The sequence below is a fragment of the Allocoprococcus similis genome (assembly GCF_054660775.1).
In genome coordinates, this window is the sequence record NZ_BAAHSG010000006.1 from 230,899 (window position 1) to 251,007 (window position 20,109).

Consider the following 20,109-nt stretch of genomic DNA (forward strand, 5'->3'; position numbering starts at 1 on the left):
AGAATCATACATTTATAATGTTATCACGTCCTCAAAAGATGTCAAGAAAGTTCTTTGAATATTCACAAAAAAGTGCTAGAATAAAATGGATTTACTATAGAGATTAGGAGGACGCGAAGATATGACAGATACAAAGACGATCAAAGTAGGATTACTTGGACTTGGAACAGTCGGAACAGGTGTTTATAAATTGATTGGACGCCGCAGTGAAGAGATGCAGCAGAAGACCGGCGCCGCTCTTGAAATAAAGAAAATCCTGGTATACAATATGAAAAAAGTAAGACAGGGTGTAGATCAGAATCTGCTGACAGATCAGTGGAAAGAGATTATAGAAGATGATGAGATACAGATCGTGATCGAAGTGATGGGCGGAATTGAGCCAGCGAAAACGATGATCACAGAAGCACTGAAAGCAGGGAAAAATGTGGTAAGTGCAAATAAGGATCTGATCGCAGAATATGGAAAGGAACTCTATGATGCTGCGAAAGAAGGCGGCGCAGATTTCCTGTTTGAGGCAGCGGTAGCAGGAGGAATCCCGATCATCCGTCCGCTTAAGCAGTGCCTGGAAGGCAACCGGATCGATGAGATCATGGGAATTGTCAACGGAACGACCAACTATATCCTGACAAAAATGTTTGAGGATGGAATGGATTTTACAGAAGCACTTGCAAAGGCGACAGAGCTGGGGTATGCAGAAGCGGATCCAACGGCGGATGTGGAAGGTCTGGATGCAGGACGTAAGGTGGCGATCATGGCTACGTCAGCATTCCATTCGCAGGTGAAATTTTCGGATGTCTATACGGAGGGAATCACAAAGATCACAGCAGCAGATGTAAATTACGCAAAAGAGATGGGAAATGTGATCAAACTGATCGGTATTGCGAGAAATACATCTGATGGAATTGAAGCAGGTGTTTATCCGATGATGATCGATAAGAAACATCCGCTCGCTACCGTAAGAGATTCTTTTAATGCTGTATTTGTGCATGGAGATGCAGTTGGGGATACCATGTTCTATGGAAGAGGAGCAGGAGAACTGCCGACCGCAAGTGCAGTTCTCGGAGATGTGATGGATGTTGCAAGAAATATTGTATGGAACTGTACCGGAAGAATCGGATGGAGCGCATACAAAGAGCTTCCGATCAAGGAATTTGCGGACGTCAAGAATCGTTTCTTTATCCGTATGCAGGTAAGTAATGAACCGGGAGTACTGGCAGCAATCGCGAAAGTATTCGGAGATCACAAGGTAAGTATCGAACGTGTGATCCAGGAACAGGCAAAAGCGGCAAAGGCAGAACTTGTCATCGGAACATCCGCAGTCAAGGAATACCATCTTCAGGATGCGCTGGAGGAATTAAAAGAAATGCCGATCGTAAGTGAGATCAGCAGCATTATCAGAGAATATTAAAAGGCACAGCATTGAAAAAGGAGCAATCAGGCATGAGTTATGCAGACAAAGTTTTTATAGAGATGTGCAGGGACATCATTGATAATGGAACCAGCACAGAAGGAGAAAAGGTACGTCCGAGATGGGAAGACGGGACTCCGGCGTATACTGTAAAAAAATTTGGTGTGGTGAACCGGTATGATCTGCGAAAAGAATTCCCGGCACTGACACTCAGAAGAACCGGGATCAAAAGCTGTATGGACGAGCTTTTGTGGATCTGGCAGAAAAAATCCAATAATATCCACGATCTGAACAGTCACATCTGGGACAGCTGGGCAGATGAAGATGGATCGATCGGGAAGGCATACGGCTATCAGATGGGCGTAAAGCATGTTTATAAAGAAGGAATGATGGATCAGGTAGACCGTGTGATCTATGACCTGAAGAATAATCCTTACAGCCGCCGGATCATGACGAATATCTATGTACATCAGGATCTTCATGAGATGAATCTGTATCCGTGTGCATACAGCATGACGTTCAATGTGACAAAAGAAAAAGGCAGTGACAAGCTGACACTGAACGGAATCCTGAACCAGCGTTCCCAGGATGTGTTGGCAGCAAATAACTGGAATGTATGCCAGTATGCTGTGCTGCTTCATATGCTCGCACAGGTATGCGATATGCAGGTGGGTGAATTTGTACATGTGATCGCAGATGCACATATTTACGACAGGCATATTCCGCTGATCGAAGAACTGATTTCAAGAGAGGCGCACCCGGCACCGGAATTCTGGCTGAATCCGGAAGTGAAAGATTTCTATCAGTTCACACCGGATGACGTAAGATTAGACAACTATGTGACAGGACCGCAGGTCAAAAATATTCCGATCGCGGTTTAGAAAAGGAGACAGATACGATGAACATTATTGTAAATGCAGATAAAAACTGGGCAATAGGAAAGAATAACAGTCTGCTTGTACGAATCCCGGCAGATATGAAATACTTCCGTCAGATGACAGAAGGAAATATTGTCGTGATGGGAAGAAAGACACTGGAAAGCTTTCCGCAGGGACGTCCGCTTGCCAACAGGGTTAATATTGTGATTTCCCACAACCCGGATTATCAGGTGAAGGATGCGATCGTGGTACACAGCGTGGAAGAGGCAATGCAGGAATGTAAAAAGCATGAAGGAGAAGTCTTTGTGATCGGCGGAGAAAGTATTTACCGTGCTATGCTTCCGTACTGTAATACAGCGTATGTTACGCGGACAGATCATGTATATGAGGCAGATACCTGGTTCCCGGATCTGGACAAGGATCCGGATTGGCAAAAAACAGCTGAGACGGATGAACAGACATATTTCGATCTTGAGTATGTATTTGCAAAATATGAAAGAATAAAATAGATCAATAAAATTTGCGAAATGTATCATTGACAAATCAATAGACCACTCATTATAATAAATGTAATCGATGAGACAATAGAAGAAATGCTATGACAAGGAGGAGTATATAATCTTCGGAAGCAAAGAGAGAAGGCGGATGGTGTAAGCCTTCATGAAGGGATTGTAGAAGTAGCCTTTGAGCAGCGGACCGAACGGGGATTTCTCAAGTAGACTTCGACGTAAGCCCTACGTTACAGGGGAATAGTATCGAACATTTCTATGGTTCTGTACTTGCGTGAGAGCAGAGAAGCAGCTTCTCTGAAGACAGGTGGTAACACGGATTTTATATTCGCCCTGAACGGTCAGCCGTTTAGGGCGTTTGTTATTCTATATGACTATGATAAAAATTTGGCGATCATCTGTATAGAAAATTCATGGAGGTAGATTTATGAAAAAAATATCAGGGAATAAATTACTTGTAAAAGCATTAAAAGAAGAGGGTGTAGATATCCTTTTTGGATATCCGGGAGCCTGTACGATTGATATCAGTGATGAAATTTACAAACAGGATTACACAAAAGTTGTACTTCCGCGTCATGAACAGGCACTTGTCCATGCGGCAGACGCTTACGCCAGATCAACAGGAAAAGTCGGGGTATGTCTGGTGACAAGCGGACCGGGTGCAACCAATCTGGTGACAGGAATTGCAACGGCAAATTATGACAGTGTACCGCTGGTATGTTTTACCGGACAGGTTGCGAGACATCTGATCGGAAATGATGCATTTCAGGAAGTTGATATTGTAGGTATTACAAGAAGTATCACAAAATACGGCGTGACAGTAAGAAAGAGAGAAGATCTGGGAAGAATCATCAAAGAGGCATTCTATATTGCGCGCAGCGGACGTCCAGGACCGGTTCTTGTGGATCTCCCGAAAGATGTAATGGCAGAGCTTGGAAACCCGAATTATCCGGAGACAGTCAATATCCGCGGATATAAGCCGAGTACCGGCGTTCATATCGGACAGCTTAAGAGGGCAGTCAAGATGCTTGGAAAAGCAAAGAAGCCTCTGTTCCTTGCCGGTGGCGGTGTCAATATTGCAGGAGCTAATAAGGCGTTTACAGAACTTGTAGAACGTACCCAGATCCCGGTTGTAACAACGATCATGGGACGTGGAGCGATTCCGACAACACATCCGCTTTTTATCGGTAATCTGGGGATGCATGGTGCATATGCATCCAATATGGCAGTGGAAGAATGTGACCTGCTGTTCTCGATCGGGACCAGATTTAATGACCGTATCACTGGAAAACTGCATGCATTTGCACCGAAGGCTACGATCGTACATATCGACATTGATACTTCCTCCATCTCACGTAATATTCAGGTAGATATCCCGATCGTTGCGGATGCAAAAGAAGCCATTGAAAAATTATTGGAATATGTAGAACCAATAGAGAAAAAAGAAAGCTGGATGGAACAGATCGAAGGCTGGAAAGAGGAGCATCCGCTTAGGATGAAACCAAAGGGAGACCAGATGCAGGCACAGGATATTCTGGAGACGATCAATGAAGTGTTTAAAGATGATGACAAGATTGTTGTGACAGATGTAGGACAGCATCAGATGTTCACATCCCAGTATCTGGAAGTGAATGAAAAGACCAGACTTTATATGTCCGGCGGACTTGGAACCATGGGATATGGATTCCCGGGAGCAGTCGGAGCGCAGATCGGCAATCCGGACAGTACGGTAATTGCAATTTCCGGTGATGGCGGTATGCAGATGAATATTCAGGAATTTGCAACGGCAGTGCTGGAAGAACTTCCTTTGATCCTCTGTGTATTTAACAATACCTATCTTGGAATGGTTCGCCAGTGGCAGAAACTTTTCTATGGAAAACGCTATTCTATGACGGATCTTCGTGCAGGCGCAGCGACAAGACGTGGAGAAGAGCATCCACCGAAATATACACCGGATTTTGTAAAACTTGCAGAAAGCTATGGGGCAAAGGGAATCCGTGTAACCGAAAAATCCGAGATGAAGGCAGCATTTGAACAGGCAAAAGCAAACCGTGCACTGAAGGTGCCGACTCTGATCGAATTCATGCTGGATCCGGAAGTGCAGGTTTATCCGATGGTACGTCCGGGCGGAACCCTGGAAGATCTTTTGATGGATTAATGGAGAGGAGAGATGAAGATGGATAATACAATGAAAAAAAGATGGATTTCCTTATATGTGGAAAATCAGGTTGGTGTACTTTCCAAGATTTCCGGACTCTTTTCCGGTAAATCCTATAATCTGGAGAGTCTGACGGTAGGTACAACAGAAGATCCGACTATCTCCAGAATGACGATTGAGACGAACAGTGATGAAGAGACTTATGAACAGATTAAAAAGCAGCTGAACCGTATGGTTGAAGTAATCAAAGTCATTGATTTTACAGAAGTATCTGTTGTTATGCAGGAGCTGATGTTTATCAAAGTAAAAAACTGTACACCGGAAGATAAGACAGAGCTTTTCCAGATCGCGCAGACTTATCAGGCAAAGGTACGTGATTATGGAAAAGACAGTGTGCTTCTTGAGTTTGTACACACGGCACATAAAAATACAGCGATCATCCAGTTTTTACGTTCTGAATTCAATTCAATTGAAGTTGTAAGAGGTGGAAGTGTGGGGATTGAAGCAATCACAATGCCAAAAAGATAAAAAAATCAAAAAAAACAGAGTGCACTCTTGAATTTGAAAAACAGAAGTACTATAATAGCGATATGTAATCCGTAGGATTCAAAATACGGGAAGCAAAATTTATAATTTAGATATATGTTACTGTAAGAAGCAACAAGGGAATGGAGGAATTACAATGGAAAAGAAACAGATTGACTGGTCAAGTATAGGATTTGGTTATATCCCGACCGAAAAGAGATATGTTTCAAATTACAAAGATGGAAAGTGGGACGATGGATGCCTGACAGAAGATGCCAACATTGTACTGAATGAGTGTGCAGGTGTTCTGCAGTATTCCCAGTCAGTATTTGAAGGTATGAAGGCATACACAACAGAAGACGGACGTATCGTTGTATTCCGCCCGGATATGAACGCAAAGAGATTTGCTGATTCCGCAAGAAGACTTGAGATGCCGGTATTTCCGGAAGACCGTTTTGTAGATGCGATCGTACAGGTAGTAAAAGCCAATGCGGCTTATGTACCACCTTACGGATCAGGAGCGTCCCTTTATATTCGTCCATATATGTTCGGAAGCAATCCGGTTATCGGAGTTAAACCAGCTGACGAATATCAGTTCCGTGCATTTGTAACACCAGTAGGGCCATATTTCAAGGGCGGCGCAAAGCCGATCACAATTAAAGTTTCAGACTTTGACCGTGCGGCACCGCATGGAACAGGACATATCAAAGCTGGTCTTAACTATGCAATGAGTTTGCATGCAATTGTAACAGCACATGAAGAAGGCTATGCAGAGAATATGTATCTGGATGCAGCAACAAGAACAAAAGTAGAAGAGACAGGTGGAGCAAACTTCATCTTCGTCACAAAAGATGGTAAAGTGGTTACTCCGAAGTCAAACAGTATCCTTCCATCTATTACAAGACGTTCTATTCTTTATGTAGCAGAACATTATCTTGGACTTGAGACAGAAGAAAGAGAAGTATATCTTGATGAAGTAAAAGACTTTGCAGAATGCGGACTTTGCGGAACAGCAGCAGTTATCTCACCGGTTGGAAAGATTGTAGATCATGGTAAAGAAATCTGCTTCCCAAGCGGAATGGATGAGATGGGACCTGTTATCAAGAAATTATATGAAACACTTACCGGAATTCAGATGGGACACATCGAAGCACCGGAAGGATGGATCCAGGTGGTTGAATAATGGATAAATTCGTCACAAAGCGAAATGATCTGCTCGCAGAGCAGGTAATAAAGAATCTGAAGTCCCGTCAGATGGAGGGACATTATGTACAGACCAAAGAAGAGGCACTTGCCCTTGCGCTGGAGCTGATTCCGGAAGGAAGCAGCATCAGCTGGGGAGGGTCTATGAGCATTAAGGCAATTGGTCTTCCGGAAGCACTTCATAAAGGAAATTATAAAGTGCTTGACAGAGATCTGTGTGCGACACCGGAGGAAAAAGCAGAGATGATGCATCAGGCATTTAACTGTGATTATTTTCTGGCAAGCTGCAATGCAATCTCGGAAGATGGCATACTGGTCAACATAGATGGAAATGCAAACCGTGTGGCAGCTATTTCTTACGGACCGGAAAATGTTCTGATGATCGTTGGCATGAACAAAATCGTAAGAAGTGCAGAGGATGCATATACCCGGGCAAAGTATGTGGCAGCTCCGATCAACGGACAGCGTTTTGAAGGACTTCCGTGTGCGAAGACAGGTGTCTGTTCCAACTGTAAATCTCCGAAAAGTATCTGCTGTCAGACACTGATTACGAGATTCAGCCATGTTCCAGACAGAATAAAGGTGATTCTGGTGAATGAAGAACTGGGATTCTAAAAAATTCGAAGAGAATCAGGGAATTTTCCCTGGTTCTTTTTGCGCCTGAAAAAGAAAATTCCGAAAGGGATAAAGTTCTCATCATAATATGACTTTTCTATGAGAAAATCCTGTGTTATACTATAGAATAATCTGGATGTCAGGATACGCAGCGGAGTATACCGCGGACATCGGTCAGTGCCGGCTATTGGACACTGGTGGCGAATCGAAAGAGAGGAACAGCAGAATATGGAAGCGTATACAAGTTTTGCACGTGTATATGATACCTTCATGGATAATATTCCTTATGAAGAATGGTGCGAATATCTCACCGGTCTTATGAGAGAATACGGTGTTATGGATGGACTGGTACTGGATCTGGGGTGTGGTACCGGGAATATGACAGAATTGCTTGCAGAGGCAGGATATGATATGATTGGTGCGGATAATGCGGAAGAGATGCTGGAGATCGCAATGGAGAAACGTGACAGATCTGGTCATGATATTCTGTATCTTCTGCAGGATATGAGAGAGTTCGAACTGTATGGTACGGTTAGAGCTGTCATCAGTGTCTGCGATTCAGTCAATTATATTACGGAGCCGGAAGAACTTCAGGAAGTATTCCGCCTGGTCAACAATTATCTGGATCCGAAAGGTGTTTTTATTTTTGATTTTAATACACGCTACAAGTATGAAGAGATTCTTGGAGACCGCACAATTGCGGAGAACCGGGAGGAATGCAGTTTTATCTGGGACAACTATTATTACGAAGATGAGAAGATCAATGAATATGATCTGAGTCTTTTTATTGAAACAGATAAGGACAGTGGGCTTTATCGCAAATATGAGGAGACGCATTATCAGAGAGCGTATACGCTGGAGGAGATGAAGAAACTGATCCGAAAGTCGGGGTTGGAATTTGTGACAGCATACGATGCATTTTCAAAGAATGCGCCGACGGATACAAGCGAGCGCATTTATGTGATCGCAAGAGAACAGGGAAAATAGAACAGGAGAGAATTATTATATGAAAGATTATATTGTAAGAGCAACTGCAGGAGACGGGCAGATCCGTGCATTTGCCGCAACAACAGGCAATCTGGTGGAAGAGGCAAGGAAGAGACATGACACAAGTCCGGTAGCGACAGCGGCACTTGGAAGACTTCTGACAGCAGGGGCAATGATGGGAGGCATGATGAAGAATGAGACAGATGTGCTGACGCTCCAGATCAAAGGTGATGGACCACTTGGCGGAATTACGGTGACTGCAGATGCAAAAGGTGATGTGAAAGGATACGTCGATCATCCGGAAGCAATGATGCCGCCTAAGAATGGCAAGCTGGATGTTGGAGGAGCTGTTGGAATCGGTCTTTTAAATGTTATTAAAGATATGGGACTGAAAGAACCATATGTAGGACAGACTATCCTGCAGACAAGCGAGATCGCAGAAGATCTGACGTATTATTTTGCAACCAGCGAACAGGTTCCGTCTTCCGTGGGTCTTGGAGTATTGATGAATAAGGACAACACTGTACACTGTGCAGGTGGATTTATCGTGCAGGTAATGCCGTTTGTATCGGATGAGGTGCTGGATAAGCTGGAAGAGAATATCAAGAAGATCTCTTCCGTTACCAGTATGCTGGATAACGGACATACACCGGAGCAGATGTTGGAGCAGGTACTGGATGGTCTGAATGTGGAATTTACAGATACAATGGATACACAGTTTAAATGTAATTGTTCACATGAGAGAATCGAGAAAGCCATCATCAGCATTGGAAAGAAAGATATCCAGGAAATGATCGATGACGGAAAAGAAGTAGAAGTAAAATGCCATTTCTGTAATACGGCGTATACATTTAGTGTAGAAGAACTGAAACAGATTTTAAAACAGGCAAAAAGATAATGAGGTAAACAACATATGAGACAGGGATTTATCAAGGTTGCAGCGGTCACAGTTGATATCCGTGTGGCGGATGTCTGGCACAACTGTGAGGAAATCTGCAAACGTATGAAAGAAGCTGAGAAGGCAGGTGCAAAGATCATTGTATTTCCGGAGCTTTGCCTGACCGGGTATACCTGCAGCGATCTTTTTACGCAGGATATACTGTTAAAAGAGGTGCGAAAAGCGCTTGCGAAAATTGCAGAAGAGACAAGACATACAGAGGCACTGGTATTTGTCGGACTTCCGCTTGCTGTGGACGGAGAACTGTATAATGTTGCGGCAGCATTAAATGATGGAAAGATTCTTGGTTTTACGACCAAGACTTTCCTTCCGAATTATGGAGAATTTTATGAGATGCGCCAGTTCCGTCAGGGGCCGAAAAAAGCAAGACTGATTTCCTATGAAGGGGAAGAAATCCTGTTTGGACCGCAGATCCTGTATCAGGCGGCAGAGATGGATGAGCTGGTCGTATCGGCAGAGATCTGTGAGGATGTCTGGTCACCAGTCCCACCGAGCATTGAGGCGGCAAGAGAAGGTGCGGTCATCCTGGTCAACTGTTCAGCAAGTGATGAAACGATCGGAAAGGATAGTTACCGGGAAGAACTGATCAAGGGACAGTCTGCAAGACTGATTGCAGGTTATGTCTATGCAAATGCCGGGGACGGAGAGTCTACGACAGATGTGGTATTTGGTGGGCATAATATTATTGCAGAGAACGGGACGATCCTGAAAGAAGCAAAGCGGTTTGCCAACGAGATGATCGTCAGCGAGATTGACATTTTCCGTCTTTTAAGTGAACGGAGAAAAAATACAACTTTCCAGACAACTGAAGAACGGCGGCTTCCAAAAGTAGTATTTCATATCAGTATGGAAGAAACTGAGCTTACCAGAGATTTTGCACAGACACCTTTTGTTCCGCAGAATATGGCAGAGCGGGAAAAACGCTGTGAAGAGATTCTGATGATCCAGGCAATGGGATTGAAAAAACGTCTGGTGCATACTCATTCGAGAACAGCGGTAGTCGGAATTTCAGGTGGTTTGGATTCTACACTGGCACTGCTTGTGACTGCAAAAGCATTTGACATGGCAGGGAAAGACCGAAAGGATATCATTGCGGTAACGATGCCTTGTTTTGGTACGACAGACAGAACCTATCAGAATGCCTGTCTGATGTCAAAAAAACTGGGAGCCACTTTAAAAGAGGTGCCGATCGCGGATGCAGTCCATGTGCATTTTCACGATATCGGACACGATGAAGCGGTGCATGATGTGACCTATGAGAATTCACAGGCAAGAGAGCGTACCCAGGTGCTGATGGATATTGCTAACCAGGAATGGGGCATGGTCATCGGAACCGGAGATATGTCGGAGCTGGCTCTTGGGTGGGCGACTTATAATGGTGATCATATGTCCATGTATGGAGTCAATGCATCCGTTCCGAAGACGCTGGTACGCCATCTGGTACAGTATTATGCTGATACCTGTGAGGATCAGGAACTGAAAGCGGTACTTCTGGATGTGCTTGATACACCGGTAAGTCCGGAACTTCTTCCACCAAAGGATGGCGAGATCGCGCAGAAGACGGAAGACCTTGTAGGTCCGTATGAGCTGCATGATTTTTATCTGTATTATGTTCTTCGGTTTGGATTTGAACCGTCGAAGATCTACCGTCTTGCAAAGCTTGCTTTTGAAGGAACCTATGACAGTGAGACAATCATGAAATGGCTGAAGACATTTTACCGGAGATTTTTTGCACAGCAGTTTAAGCGTTCCTGTCTGCCGGATGGCCCAAAGATCGGTACAGTAGCACTTTCTCCAAGGGGAGACTGGAGAATGCCAAGCGATGCGTGCGTGGCAGTCTGGATGCAGGATCTGGAAGCACTGGAAAAATAGAAGAGCAAAAGGGAAGTTTGTGTCTGAACGGATTTCCCCTTAAGTAGATAGGATAAAGAATCGAAAGCTACTTAAAGGGAAGCCTGTCAGATGCAAACTTCCCTTTTTTGTATATACGATGAGCCAAATGCCCTGCTGATAAAATTGTCAATTTTAGAGCTTGATATTTTTAAACAGATCCCCAAGGCTGGTTCCGATTGCTTCTGCTTTTGGAATTTCTACGTGTTCCAGCTCTTCTTCCTGTTCTTTTTCAGCATCTTCTGCAAGAGCCTTGATACTGAGGCTGATCTTGCCATCTTTGATACCGATGACTTTGACATCCACTTCATCCCCGACATGAAGTACCTGGTCTGCTGATTTGATTCTCTGGGTACTGATCTGGGAAATGTGAACCAGGCCGGAAAGACCGTTCTCAAGACGTACAAAAGCGCCGTAGGACTGAAGAGATTCAACAGTACCTTTTACAACACTTCCAACCTGTACAGATGCAAGTTTTTTTGCATCTTCTTCTTTTTTCTGTTCTCTTAAAATCTCACGTGCAGATAAGATCAGGCGTCCTTTTGCCTGGTTTGCCTCGATGACACGGACATCAATTTCTTTCAGAAGATAGGTTTCCAGATCTTCGATATAAGAAAGAGAAAGGCGGGATGCCGGGATGAATCCGCGGAGTCCTTCGACCATGGCGATCACGCCGCCATTTACGATTCCTTCTACTTTTACGTGAAGATTGGTTCCTTCTTCCTGATAACGTGCGACCACATTCCATGGATTGGCATCATCGAAATGTGCTTCGTAGTCTGCCATGCTTTCTGTCTGTTCCTGTAATTTTTCGTTTTCCATCTTAACACCTCTGTTAGTTTATTTTTCTGAACGTATGCTCAATAATATTATTAGTATAACACATTTTTATATAGATAAAAAGTATAGATTCCAAATCGATAAGTGGGTGATGCACTCTTAATGAGAAAAAATCGTTATTATGTACGAAAATTGTGGTAAAAATTTGTGTATATTTTGAATGGTAAAAATCGTGAAAAAAGTTGACAAAAGAAAAAATAAATTGTATATTACCAATATAAGGACATATTAAAGACGATGTCCCAAACTAAAAGGTAAAGGAGTAATTAAAATGAAGGGAAATGTGAATTATCTGGAACTGGCAAACAGCCCTCTGATGTGGGTGAGTGCCGCAATAGCAGTAGGAATCGTAGTTTTTCAGTCCGTACTGTTCTTCAGAAAGTCGCTCAAAGCAGCAAAAGAGATTGGAATTGAACAGGAAAAGATCAATATGGCAATTAAGAGTAGTGCCATTTCTTCAATCGGTCCATCTATCGTAATCCTGGTAACAATGATCTCTCTGATCGTATCAATGGGAGCACCTGTTTCATGGATGAGACTTTCTTTTATCGGATCTGTTAACTATGAAGCAATGGCAGCAGGATTTGGTGCCCAGGCAATGGGAGCAACACTGGAGAATCTGACACCGGTTGCGTTCGCATGTGGTGTATGGACCATGATCTGCGGATCACTTGGATGGCTGATCTTCACACTGCTTTTCACGGACAAGATGGATAAAGTAAATCATCTGATGTCAAAAGGAAATTCAAAAATGGTTCCGATCATTTCAGCAGGAGCTATGCTTGGTGCATTTGCAAACCTCGCATCAGGAAATTTCTTCAATGAAAAAAATCAGTTCGCATTTGGCGGAGCACCGGCGATTGCAACAATCGTAGGATGCATTCTTATGATGATCCTGACAAAGGTTGCAAAAGAAAAGAATATTGGATGGCTCAGAGAATGGGCATTTGCAATTTCCATGTTCTCAGGCATGCTTATTGGTTACATCTGGAACACTGTATTTTAATAGGAATGAGAGGATAAAGATATGAATAAAGAATACTACAACAAAGTCTATATACCTGGTATTGTCAAATGGGGAAAAATCACCATGTTATTAGGTATCATTACATGTTTTGGACCAGCACTTGTTATCTCAGTTGTATACGGATGTATGCCACCGGTATCCGCGATCATTGCAGGTACAATCGCACAGATCAGTGTAAGTGGAGCATTTTATATTGTAGAACCGATTTCCTATTTCCCGATTCTTGGAATCCCGGGAACTTATCTGACATTCCTTTCAGGAAATACATCCAACATGCGTGTTCCGTGTTCTTCTGTTGCACAGGAAGCAGCAGGCGTTGAAATGGGTAGCGACAAAGGTTCTGTTGTATCAACCATCGGTATTGCTGTATCAATCATTGTAAATATTGTGATCCTGACAATCGGAGCAATTGCAGGAAACGCAATTATCGGTATGATGCCAGAAGGATTCAAGCAGGCCCTCAACTTCCTTCTTCCGGCACTTTACGGAGCTGTATTCGGACAGTTCGCAATCACAAGACCAAAGCTTGGTGTAGTTGCAGTAGTTATTGCATTTGTGATGAACTGGCTGATGAAAAACGGATTCTTATCCTTCTTCCCTGGAACACCGTCATACGTTGTTATCCTGGTAGCTGTATTTGGATCTATTTTTGCAGGAAAGATTATCTACAAGAAAGAACTTGAGGACTAAGTCCGGAAAGGAAAAGTTATGTTATCGAGAGAAAGATTACAGGAAAGGTTTATTGAGATGATCAAAATCTACAGTCCGTCTAAAGGGGAAAAAGAGATGGCGGACTGGATAGAAAACTGGCTGAGTGAGCGGAATATTCCGTTCCAGTCAGACAATGCCGGAGAAGCATATGGTGGAAACGGCAGAAATATCGTTGCATTTGTAAAAGGAAACACAGAGGAACGTCCACTTGGATTTGCTGCACATATGGATCAGATCGAACCATGCAGAAATGTAAATCCGGTGATCAACGGAAACATCATCAGTACCGACAAGACAACAACACTTGGCGGAGATGACAAAGCTGGAATTTCAGCAATTATGGAAGCGGTAGAAGATATCATTGAAAGCGGTGTACCGCACAGAGATATTTATCTGGTATTTACCTGCTCCGAAGAGATCAGTATGATGGGAACAAAGCACATGGATATGTCTATGCTGCCATGCAAAGAACTGGTTGTTGTGGATGCAACAGGAGGAGCAGAAACGCTCGCATACAAAGCACCGGCAATGGAAGCGATTGAGATTACCTTTAAAGGAAAGAAAGCACATGCCGGAATCGAACCGGAAAAAGGAATCAATGCGATCGTTGTAGCATCAAAGGCAATCAGCAAGATGCACATCGGACGTATCGACCATGAGACCACTTCCAATATCGGACATATTGAAGGCGGATCTGCGACAAATATTGTGACAGATGAAGTAACATTTACCGCAGAGATCCGTTCCCACAGTATGGAAAAGCTGGCAGCAGAGGTTGCACATATGGAACAATGCTGTAAAGAAGCAGCGGAAGAAATGGGAGCCAGTTATGAAATGAAGCATGAGATGGCTTATCCAACTCTGTCACTGGAAGAGGACTGTGAACTGATTCAGGATACTGTAAAGGCAATGGCAGAAGAAGGAATTACAGCAAATAAAATGATCATTGGTGGTGGAAGTGATGCGAATGTGCTTGCAGGACATGGATATAAGAGTGTCATTTTAGGATGCGGAATGATCAATGTACACACAGTAGAAGAAGCACTTGATACAGATGAGACCTGGAAGGTAACAAAAGTGCTGAGAAGACTGATGGGTGCAGAATAGGAGATGGACGACACAGATGGAAAAAGAAGAACTGAAGAAGAGATGTCTGGACGCGATTGATGCGAACAGGGATCTGATCATTCAGCTTGGCGATGATGTATATAAAACGCCTGAACTTGGCTATAAAGAATTTAAGACGACTGAGAGAATGATAAAGGCATTTCAGAAGCTTGGGGAAGAGCCGGAAACAGAAATTGCATATACCGGCTGCAAGGTTTCAACTCCGAAAAAAGGGGATACAAGAATTGCCGTGATCGGAGAGCTGGACTGTATCCAGTGCAAAGAACATCCGGACAGCACACCGGAGGGGAATGTTCATGCCTGCGGTCATCACGCACAGCTTGCAAATCTGTATGGATGTGCGATCGGTCTTTTGAAATCCGGAGTTATGAAAGAACTGGATGGCGCGGTTGATTTTATTGCGATCCCGGCTGAGGAATGTGTAGATTATGATTACCGTGACAGCCTGATTCGTGAAAATAAGATCAGCTTTTACGGCGGCAAGCAGGAATATTTAAAACGCGGTGGCTTTGATGATGTGGATATGGCATTGCAGTGTCACATGATGGAAATTGGAAATGGCAGACATTGCACGATTGATACCGACTGCAACGGCTTTGTGACAAAGACGGTAACATTTATCGGAGAAGCTGCGCATGCAGGTTTTGCACCACATGAAGGAATCAATGCGTTAAATATGGCAGAGCTGGCACTGAACAATATCCATGCACTCCGTGAGACTTTTCAGGAGAAAGAAAAGGTTCGTGTGAGCGCGATCATCACAGAAGGCGGAGATCTGGTCAACGTGGTCCCGGCAGTTGTGAAGATGCAGATTATGGTGCGTGCTTTTACAATCGAAGGAATGCTGGATGCAAGTAAAAAAGTGAACCGTGCATTAAAAGCCGGAGCTCTTTCACTCGGTGGAAAGGTTGAGATTGATGATAAGATTGGCTATCTCCCAATGAATACCAACCGTGAACTTTCCGCTTTATATAAGGAGAATATGATTGAATATACAGGGGCAGAAAAAGATTCATTTGTAGAATTATATGAGACAGCAGGTTCTACCGATCTGGGGGATCTTTCCCAGATTATGCCGTGTATGCACATCTGGACAGAAGGAATCATCGGAGGACTTCATTCCAAAGATTATCGTCTTGCAGATCCGGAGTTGGCATATATCGTTCCGGCAAAGATGATGGCACTTACGATCATTGATCTTCTTTATGATGATGCAAAGAAGGCAAAACATATTCTGGATAATTTCAAACCGACACTGACAAAAGAAAGCTATCTGGAATTGAAAAAAGAATATTCTAAGCTTGTGGTTTTTGATGGCTCTGAGTTATAATAAAAAGGAATCCCGTTTGAGGGATTCCTTTTTTAAAATATAAGATCACAATATGGGGGATATTTTTGTGAAAATTGGAGTTATCGGATCAAAAGCATCTTGCGAGATTGTTAAGAAGAGTATAAAAGAAATTGACAGTTTAGTCGAAGTAGTTTCCTATGAAGAAGAGCAGGTCAATCGAAGCGACAGACTAATCGAAGGATGTGAACTGGAGTGTGATGCGGTGCTGTTTACCGGTCGCGCGGTCGAGAGTTTTGTCGGGCAGAACTATCATTTTACCAAGCCGCATGCTTCGGTGGAAAAGTCGGTTGTCAGTATAGCCGGAGCTTTCCTGCAGATGCAGAAAAGTAATATCGAACTGGATGCATTTAGTATTGATATTGTAGAAAAACAGGTTATTGAGGATTTGCTGGATGCATTTGATATTCTGGCAAGAAATATCTATTCCTGCCCGTTTCAAGCAGGAGTAGAAGAAGAACAGTATGTGGAGTGGCACATGAAGCTTCTGGATGAAGGAAAAGTGAATGTGGCACTGACTTCACTGCGCTGGGTATATAAGATACTGAAAGAAAAAGGGTATCATGCCATTTATCTGCCGCCGACCAGGGCGAAGGTGAGAGTGGCATTGGAAAAATTAAAAAATGAATGCGCACTCCAGGAAGCGGAGTATGCGCAGGCAGCAGTTGAAATTTTTCAGCTTACAGACTATGAGAGCAGAGAAGAAAATTATTATTCGAGTATGCTCGCAAAAGCAGATATTGAAAAAGAAATCATTAAATATACAAAAGGGATTCAGGGAGCGATTTTTGCATCTGGAAGAAGAGAGTATATCGTATTTTCAAACTCGGGAGCTGTGCAGGAAGAGTTTAATCAGAGGAGACTTCTGAACCTGCAAAAAAAGGTTCAGGAAGAAAATAAGATCAGCCTGAATGTGGGAATTGGAACCGGAGGAACCATGAATGAAGCAGAAATGAATGCAAGGCGTGCATTGGATTCTTCCCTGAAAAATGAAAAGCAGGAGATTTTCTGGATTGATGCAAAGCAGACACAGCATGGTCCGCTTGGAAAAGAGATCCAGCTGGAATACCAGCTTATTTCTTCCGATCCCAAATTACAGGAAATTTCAGAGAAGACAGGTCTTAGTACAACATCAATCCTGAAGATCATTGCAATTGCAGATGTGAGAAAAAGTTATATTTTTGATGCACATCAGCTGGCAGAGTGCCTGGGAATTACGGTCAGAAGTGCCCGGCGGATCATGAATAAGATCATGGAAGCCGGCTATGGAAAAGTATATGCGAAGAAGACTGCGGCAGCAGGAGGAAGACCGAAGGCGCTTGTAGAGATATTGTTTAAAATTTAGTGTAAGTGGTCTTTTATCCGTACAAGGGTTGACGAACAACGAAAAAAATGGCATTCTGAAAAGTAAGTAACACAAGAGATAGTAATGGAGTTGTAATAAAATGGAACAGAAAAAACCAAAGAAAGTGTATGTGATCGGACACAAAAATCCGGATACGGATTCCATCTGTTCAGCAATAGCATATGCAAATCTGAAAAATCAGATCACAGGAGAGAGATACATAGCGAAGAGAGCAGGCGAGGTCAATGGCGAGACCGCTTATGTTCTGGATAAATTCCAGACAGAGGTGCCGGCACTTCTGGACAATGTACATCTGCAGGTGAAGGATATGGATATCCGTCAGATCGAAGGAGTCTCTGGTCACATGTCCATTAAAGATGCATGGGCACGGATGAAGGATGAGATCATCAAGACTCTGCCGGTGACAAGAGGGGAGAAGCTGGAAGGGCTGATCACCATCGGAGATATCGCAACATCTTATATGGAAGTGTATGACAATAATATTCTTGCAACAGCGAGAACCCAGTACCGAAACATCGTCAAGACACTGGACGGAATGCTGATCACCGGGAATGAACATGGCTATTTCCTGAATGGAAAAGTTGTCATTGCAGCATCCAGTCCAGATATGATGGAGAATTTTATCGAGAAGGATGATCTTGTTATTCTCGGAAACCGTTATGAGTCCCAGCTCTGCGCGATCGAGATGGATGCAAGCTGTCTGGTCATCTGTCAGGGAGCCAATATCTCCAAGACGATCAAGAAGATGGCAGAGGAGCGGGACATTGTGATCATTCAGACACCACATGATACCTTTACTGCGGCAAGGCTGATCAACCAGAGTATTCCGGTCAAATTTTTCATGAGCCGTGACAATCTGGAAACGTTCCATCTGAAAGATTATGTAGAACAGGTCAAAGAAGTCATGTCAAAGACGAAGTACAGAGATTTCCCAATTCTGGATAATAAAGGAAAGTTCTGTGGTTTCCTCTCCAGACGAAGACTTATGACTTCCCGTAAAAAACAGGTAATTCTGGTGGATCATAATGAAAAATCACAGGCTGTGAATGGAATTGAAGAGGCAGAGGTGCAGGAGATCATTGATCATCACAGACTGGGTGGTCTGGAGACCATTGGACCGGTCTACTTCCGCAATCAGCCGGTTGGATGTACGGCGACGATCATTTACCAGATGTATCAGGAAAGCGGTGTGGAAGTAGATCCGCAGATAGCGGGACTTCTGTGTTCAGCGATCATTTCAGATACCTTACTGTTCCGCTCACCAACCTGTACCATGGTTGATCAGGCGGCAGCAGAAGCACTGGCACGGATTGCCGGAATCAATATGGAAGAACATGCAAAAGAGATGTTCAATGCGGGAAGTAATCTGCGTGGTAAATCCGTAGAAGAGATCTGTTTCCAGGACTTCAAGGTATTTAATGTGAAAGATACGAGGTTCGGAGTCGGACAGATCACTTCCATGAATCAGGATGAGCTGGATGAGGTAAAAGAACGTCTGATTCCATATCTGGAAGAGGCAAGAAAGACGCAGGGACTGCATATGCTTTACCTGATGATGACCAACATCCTGGAGGAATCAACAGAGCTTCTGTGCTGTGGCGAGAATGCGAAGGAGCAGGTCCTTGAAGCGTATGAACTGTCAGGTGATACCGAAAAGATCCTTCTGAAGGGGGTCGTATCCAGAAAGAAACAGATGATCCCTGTTCTGGTCACTTACCTGCAGCAGAAACAATAAACAGATGATACGGGAGAGATGAAAGATGGCAAAGCAGATCTGGAAGCCGGGCAATATGCTGTATCCGCTGCCGGCAGTTATGGTCAGCGTGGCAGATAAAGAAGGCAATCCAAATATCATTACCGTGGCGTGGGCGGGAACCGTCTGCACCAATCCGCCGATGGTTTCCATTTCCGTGAGACCGGAGCGGTATTCTTATCATATGATCGAAGAGACCGGTGAATTTGTGATCAATCTGACAACAGAAAAGCTTGCGTATGCGACGGATTACTGTGGTGTGCGTTCGGGAAGAGATGTGGACAAATTCAAAGAGCTGCATCTGACTCCGGAAAAGGCAGAGCATGTGAGCGCACCGCTGATCGGGGAAAGCCCGGTCAACATCGAGTGCAGGGTGGTCAAAAAAGAAACGCCGGGATCGCATCATATTTTCCTTGCTGAGGTAAAAGCAGTTCATGTAGATGATGCCTATATGGATCAGAAAGGGCGATTTGCACTGGAAAAGACCGATCCGATCGTATATGTGCACGGACAGTATTATAGTCTGGGTAAGCTTTTGGGAACGTTTGGGTACAGTGTGAAGAAACCGGCGAAAAAGACAGTAAAGAAGAACGTGAAGAAAAAGAAAAAATAAAAACACAGATTCTCTTGACAAAGAAATGACAGAGGGTATATTCTGTGTAAGTGGAAACTCAAGGGCGAGGCTGCAATGGTGCGGTCTCGTTTTTTGTTTTATAGGAACTTCCTATAAAATAAAAGGCACTGTGTGCCGGAGATGCGCACTCGCGCGAAGAGGAATAATGTCGCAAGTGACTGCGCTTGGCGC

At 43.7% G+C, this 20,109-nt stretch carries 18 protein-coding genes and 1 other annotated feature; of the genes, 17 read left to right on the top strand and 1 reads right to left on the bottom strand.

Annotation, left to right across the window (positions count from 1 at the left end; all coding sequences use genetic code 11):
* The first annotated feature begins 121 nt into the window (after positions 1-121).
* The 10 genes from ACYQ5K_RS03540 to ACYQ5K_RS03585 all read left to right on the top strand — a co-directional run bounded on the left by ACYQ5K_RS03540 (position 122) and on the right by ACYQ5K_RS03585 (position 11,113).
* Positions 122-1,408 (top strand): homoserine dehydrogenase, encoded by a 1,287-nt coding sequence (locus ACYQ5K_RS03540; RefSeq protein WP_173688372.1) that lies wholly within the window; start codon positions 122-124, stop codon positions 1,406-1,408.
* Positions 1,409-1,440: 32 nt separating this feature from the next.
* Positions 1,441-2,289 (top strand): thymidylate synthase, encoded by an 849-nt coding sequence (gene thyA / locus ACYQ5K_RS03545; RefSeq protein WP_173688371.1) that lies wholly within the window; start codon positions 1,441-1,443, stop codon positions 2,287-2,289.
* Positions 2,290-2,306: 17 nt separating this feature from the next.
* Positions 2,307-2,795 carry a dihydrofolate reductase gene (locus ACYQ5K_RS03550; protein ID WP_173688370.1) on the top strand — a complete coding sequence of 163 codons (489 nt, stop codon included), beginning with the start codon at positions 2,307-2,309 and terminating at the stop codon, positions 2,793-2,795.
* 80 nt (positions 2,796-2,875) lie between these two features.
* Positions 2,876-3,134, top strand: a binding site (T-box leader).
* Between the two features lie 88 nt (positions 3,135-3,222).
* Positions 3,223-4,953: a biosynthetic-type acetolactate synthase large subunit gene (gene ilvB, locus ACYQ5K_RS03555; protein ID WP_173688369.1), complete on the top strand. Its 1,731-nt coding sequence runs from the start codon at positions 3,223-3,225 to the stop codon at positions 4,951-4,953.
* A gap of 18 nt (positions 4,954-4,971) precedes the next feature.
* The gene (gene ilvN, locus ACYQ5K_RS03560; RefSeq protein ID WP_173688368.1) at positions 4,972-5,481 is read left to right on the top strand and encodes an acetolactate synthase small subunit; all 510 of its coding nucleotides are present in this window, start codon (positions 4,972-4,974) and stop codon (positions 5,479-5,481) included.
* A 154-nt stretch (positions 5,482-5,635) separates the two neighbouring features.
* Complete coding sequence (locus ACYQ5K_RS03565; protein WP_008369610.1) at positions 5,636-6,661, top strand: branched-chain amino acid aminotransferase; 1,026 nt, start codon at positions 5,636-5,638, stop codon at positions 6,659-6,661.
* Positions 6,661-7,296, top strand: coding sequence for a lactate utilization protein (locus ACYQ5K_RS03570; RefSeq protein WP_173688367.1), 636 nt, complete (start codon positions 6,661-6,663; stop codon positions 7,294-7,296). Before ACYQ5K_RS03565 ends, ACYQ5K_RS03570 begins: the two co-directional genes overlap by 1 nt.
* Positions 7,297-7,500: 204 nt before the next feature.
* Entirely contained in the window at positions 7,501-8,283 is a 783-nt protein-coding gene (locus ACYQ5K_RS03575; protein WP_334297097.1) for a class I SAM-dependent DNA methyltransferase, read from the top strand.
* A 19-nt stretch (positions 8,284-8,302) separates the two neighbouring features.
* Positions 8,303-9,181, top strand: coding sequence for an Hsp33 family molecular chaperone HslO (hslO, locus tag ACYQ5K_RS03580; RefSeq protein ID WP_173688365.1), 879 nt, complete (start codon positions 8,303-8,305; stop codon positions 9,179-9,181).
* Positions 9,182-9,196: 15 nt separating this feature from the next.
* Positions 9,197-11,113 (top strand): NAD(+) synthase, encoded by a 1,917-nt coding sequence (locus ACYQ5K_RS03585; RefSeq protein WP_173688364.1) that lies wholly within the window; start codon positions 9,197-9,199, stop codon positions 11,111-11,113.
* Positions 11,114-11,266: 153 nt separating this feature from the next.
* Here ACYQ5K_RS03585 and ACYQ5K_RS03590 read toward each other — a convergent pair whose 3' ends face one another.
* On the bottom strand, positions 11,267-11,953 hold the full coding sequence (locus ACYQ5K_RS03590) for a S1 RNA-binding domain-containing protein (RefSeq protein WP_173688363.1): 687 nt from the start codon (positions 11,951-11,953) through the stop codon (positions 11,267-11,269).
* A 289-nt stretch (positions 11,954-12,242) separates the two neighbouring features.
* Here ACYQ5K_RS03590 and ACYQ5K_RS03595 point away from each other — a divergent pair, with 289 nt between their 5' ends.
* The 7 genes from ACYQ5K_RS03595 to ACYQ5K_RS03625 all read left to right on the top strand — a co-directional run bounded on the left by ACYQ5K_RS03595 (position 12,243) and on the right by ACYQ5K_RS03625 (position 19,917).
* Positions 12,243-12,977, top strand: a complete 735-nt coding sequence (locus ACYQ5K_RS03595; protein WP_117558938.1) for a DUF5058 family protein — start codon at positions 12,243-12,245, stop codon at positions 12,975-12,977.
* 21 nt (positions 12,978-12,998) lie between these two features.
* Positions 12,999-13,688, top strand: a complete 690-nt coding sequence (locus ACYQ5K_RS03600; protein ID WP_173688361.1) for a hypothetical protein — start codon at positions 12,999-13,001, stop codon at positions 13,686-13,688.
* Between the two features lie 18 nt (positions 13,689-13,706).
* Entirely contained in the window at positions 13,707-14,816 is a 1,110-nt protein-coding gene (locus ACYQ5K_RS03605) for a M20/M25/M40 family metallo-hydrolase (RefSeq protein WP_173688360.1), read from the top strand.
* Entirely contained in the window at positions 14,806-16,167 is a 1,362-nt protein-coding gene (locus ACYQ5K_RS03610) for an amidohydrolase (protein ID WP_459777268.1), read from the top strand. Before ACYQ5K_RS03605 ends, ACYQ5K_RS03610 begins: the two co-directional genes overlap by 11 nt.
* Positions 16,168-16,234: 67 nt before the next feature.
* A complete protein-coding gene (locus ACYQ5K_RS03615; RefSeq protein ID WP_178025318.1) occupies positions 16,235-17,530 on the top strand; it encodes a GTP cyclohydrolase IIa in 1,296 nt (431 codons plus the stop codon).
* Positions 17,531-17,630: 100 nt separating this feature from the next.
* Positions 17,631-19,286: a putative manganese-dependent inorganic diphosphatase gene (locus ACYQ5K_RS03620; RefSeq protein WP_459777269.1), complete on the top strand. Its 1,656-nt coding sequence runs from the start codon at positions 17,631-17,633 to the stop codon at positions 19,284-19,286.
* A gap of 25 nt (positions 19,287-19,311) precedes the next feature.
* Positions 19,312-19,917, top strand: coding sequence for a flavin reductase family protein (locus tag ACYQ5K_RS03625; RefSeq protein WP_173688356.1), 606 nt, complete (start codon positions 19,312-19,314; stop codon positions 19,915-19,917).
* Positions 19,918-20,109: the final 192 nt, after the last annotated feature.

What these genes read in the sequence shown, in the direction of transcription:
- ACYQ5K_RS03540 (WP_173688372.1), top strand. Translation starts at nt 122, where the DNA reads ATGACAGATACAAAGACGATCAAAGTAGGATTACTTGGACTTGGAACA.
- thyA (WP_173688371.1), top strand. Translation starts at nt 1,441, where the DNA reads ATGAGTTATGCAGACAAAGTTTTTATAGAGATGTGCAGGGACATCATT.
- ACYQ5K_RS03550 (WP_173688370.1), top strand. Translation starts at nt 2,307, where the DNA reads ATGAACATTATTGTAAATGCAGATAAAAACTGGGCAATAGGAAAGAAT.
- ilvB (WP_173688369.1), top strand. Translation starts at nt 3,223, where the DNA reads ATGAAAAAAATATCAGGGAATAAATTACTTGTAAAAGCATTAAAAGAA.
- ilvN (WP_173688368.1), top strand. Translation starts at nt 4,972, where the DNA reads ATGGATAATACAATGAAAAAAAGATGGATTTCCTTATATGTGGAAAAT.
- ACYQ5K_RS03565 (WP_008369610.1), top strand. Translation starts at nt 5,636, where the DNA reads ATGGAAAAGAAACAGATTGACTGGTCAAGTATAGGATTTGGTTATATC.
- ACYQ5K_RS03570 (WP_173688367.1), top strand. Translation starts at nt 6,661, where the DNA reads ATGGATAAATTCGTCACAAAGCGAAATGATCTGCTCGCAGAGCAGGTA.
- hslO (WP_173688365.1), top strand. Translation starts at nt 8,303, where the DNA reads ATGAAAGATTATATTGTAAGAGCAACTGCAGGAGACGGGCAGATCCGT.
- ACYQ5K_RS03585 (WP_173688364.1), top strand. Translation starts at nt 9,197, where the DNA reads ATGAGACAGGGATTTATCAAGGTTGCAGCGGTCACAGTTGATATCCGT.
- ACYQ5K_RS03590 (WP_173688363.1), bottom strand. Translation starts at nt 11,953, where the DNA reads ATGGAAAACGAAAAATTACAGGAACAGACAGAAAGCATGGCAGACTAC.
- ACYQ5K_RS03595 (WP_117558938.1), top strand. Translation starts at nt 12,243, where the DNA reads ATGAAGGGAAATGTGAATTATCTGGAACTGGCAAACAGCCCTCTGATG.
- ACYQ5K_RS03600 (WP_173688361.1), top strand. Translation starts at nt 12,999, where the DNA reads ATGAATAAAGAATACTACAACAAAGTCTATATACCTGGTATTGTCAAA.
- ACYQ5K_RS03605 (WP_173688360.1), top strand. Translation starts at nt 13,707, where the DNA reads ATGTTATCGAGAGAAAGATTACAGGAAAGGTTTATTGAGATGATCAAA.
- ACYQ5K_RS03620 (WP_459777269.1), top strand. Translation starts at nt 17,631, where the DNA reads ATGGAACAGAAAAAACCAAAGAAAGTGTATGTGATCGGACACAAAAAT.
- ACYQ5K_RS03625 (WP_173688356.1), top strand. Translation starts at nt 19,312, where the DNA reads ATGGCAAAGCAGATCTGGAAGCCGGGCAATATGCTGTATCCGCTGCCG.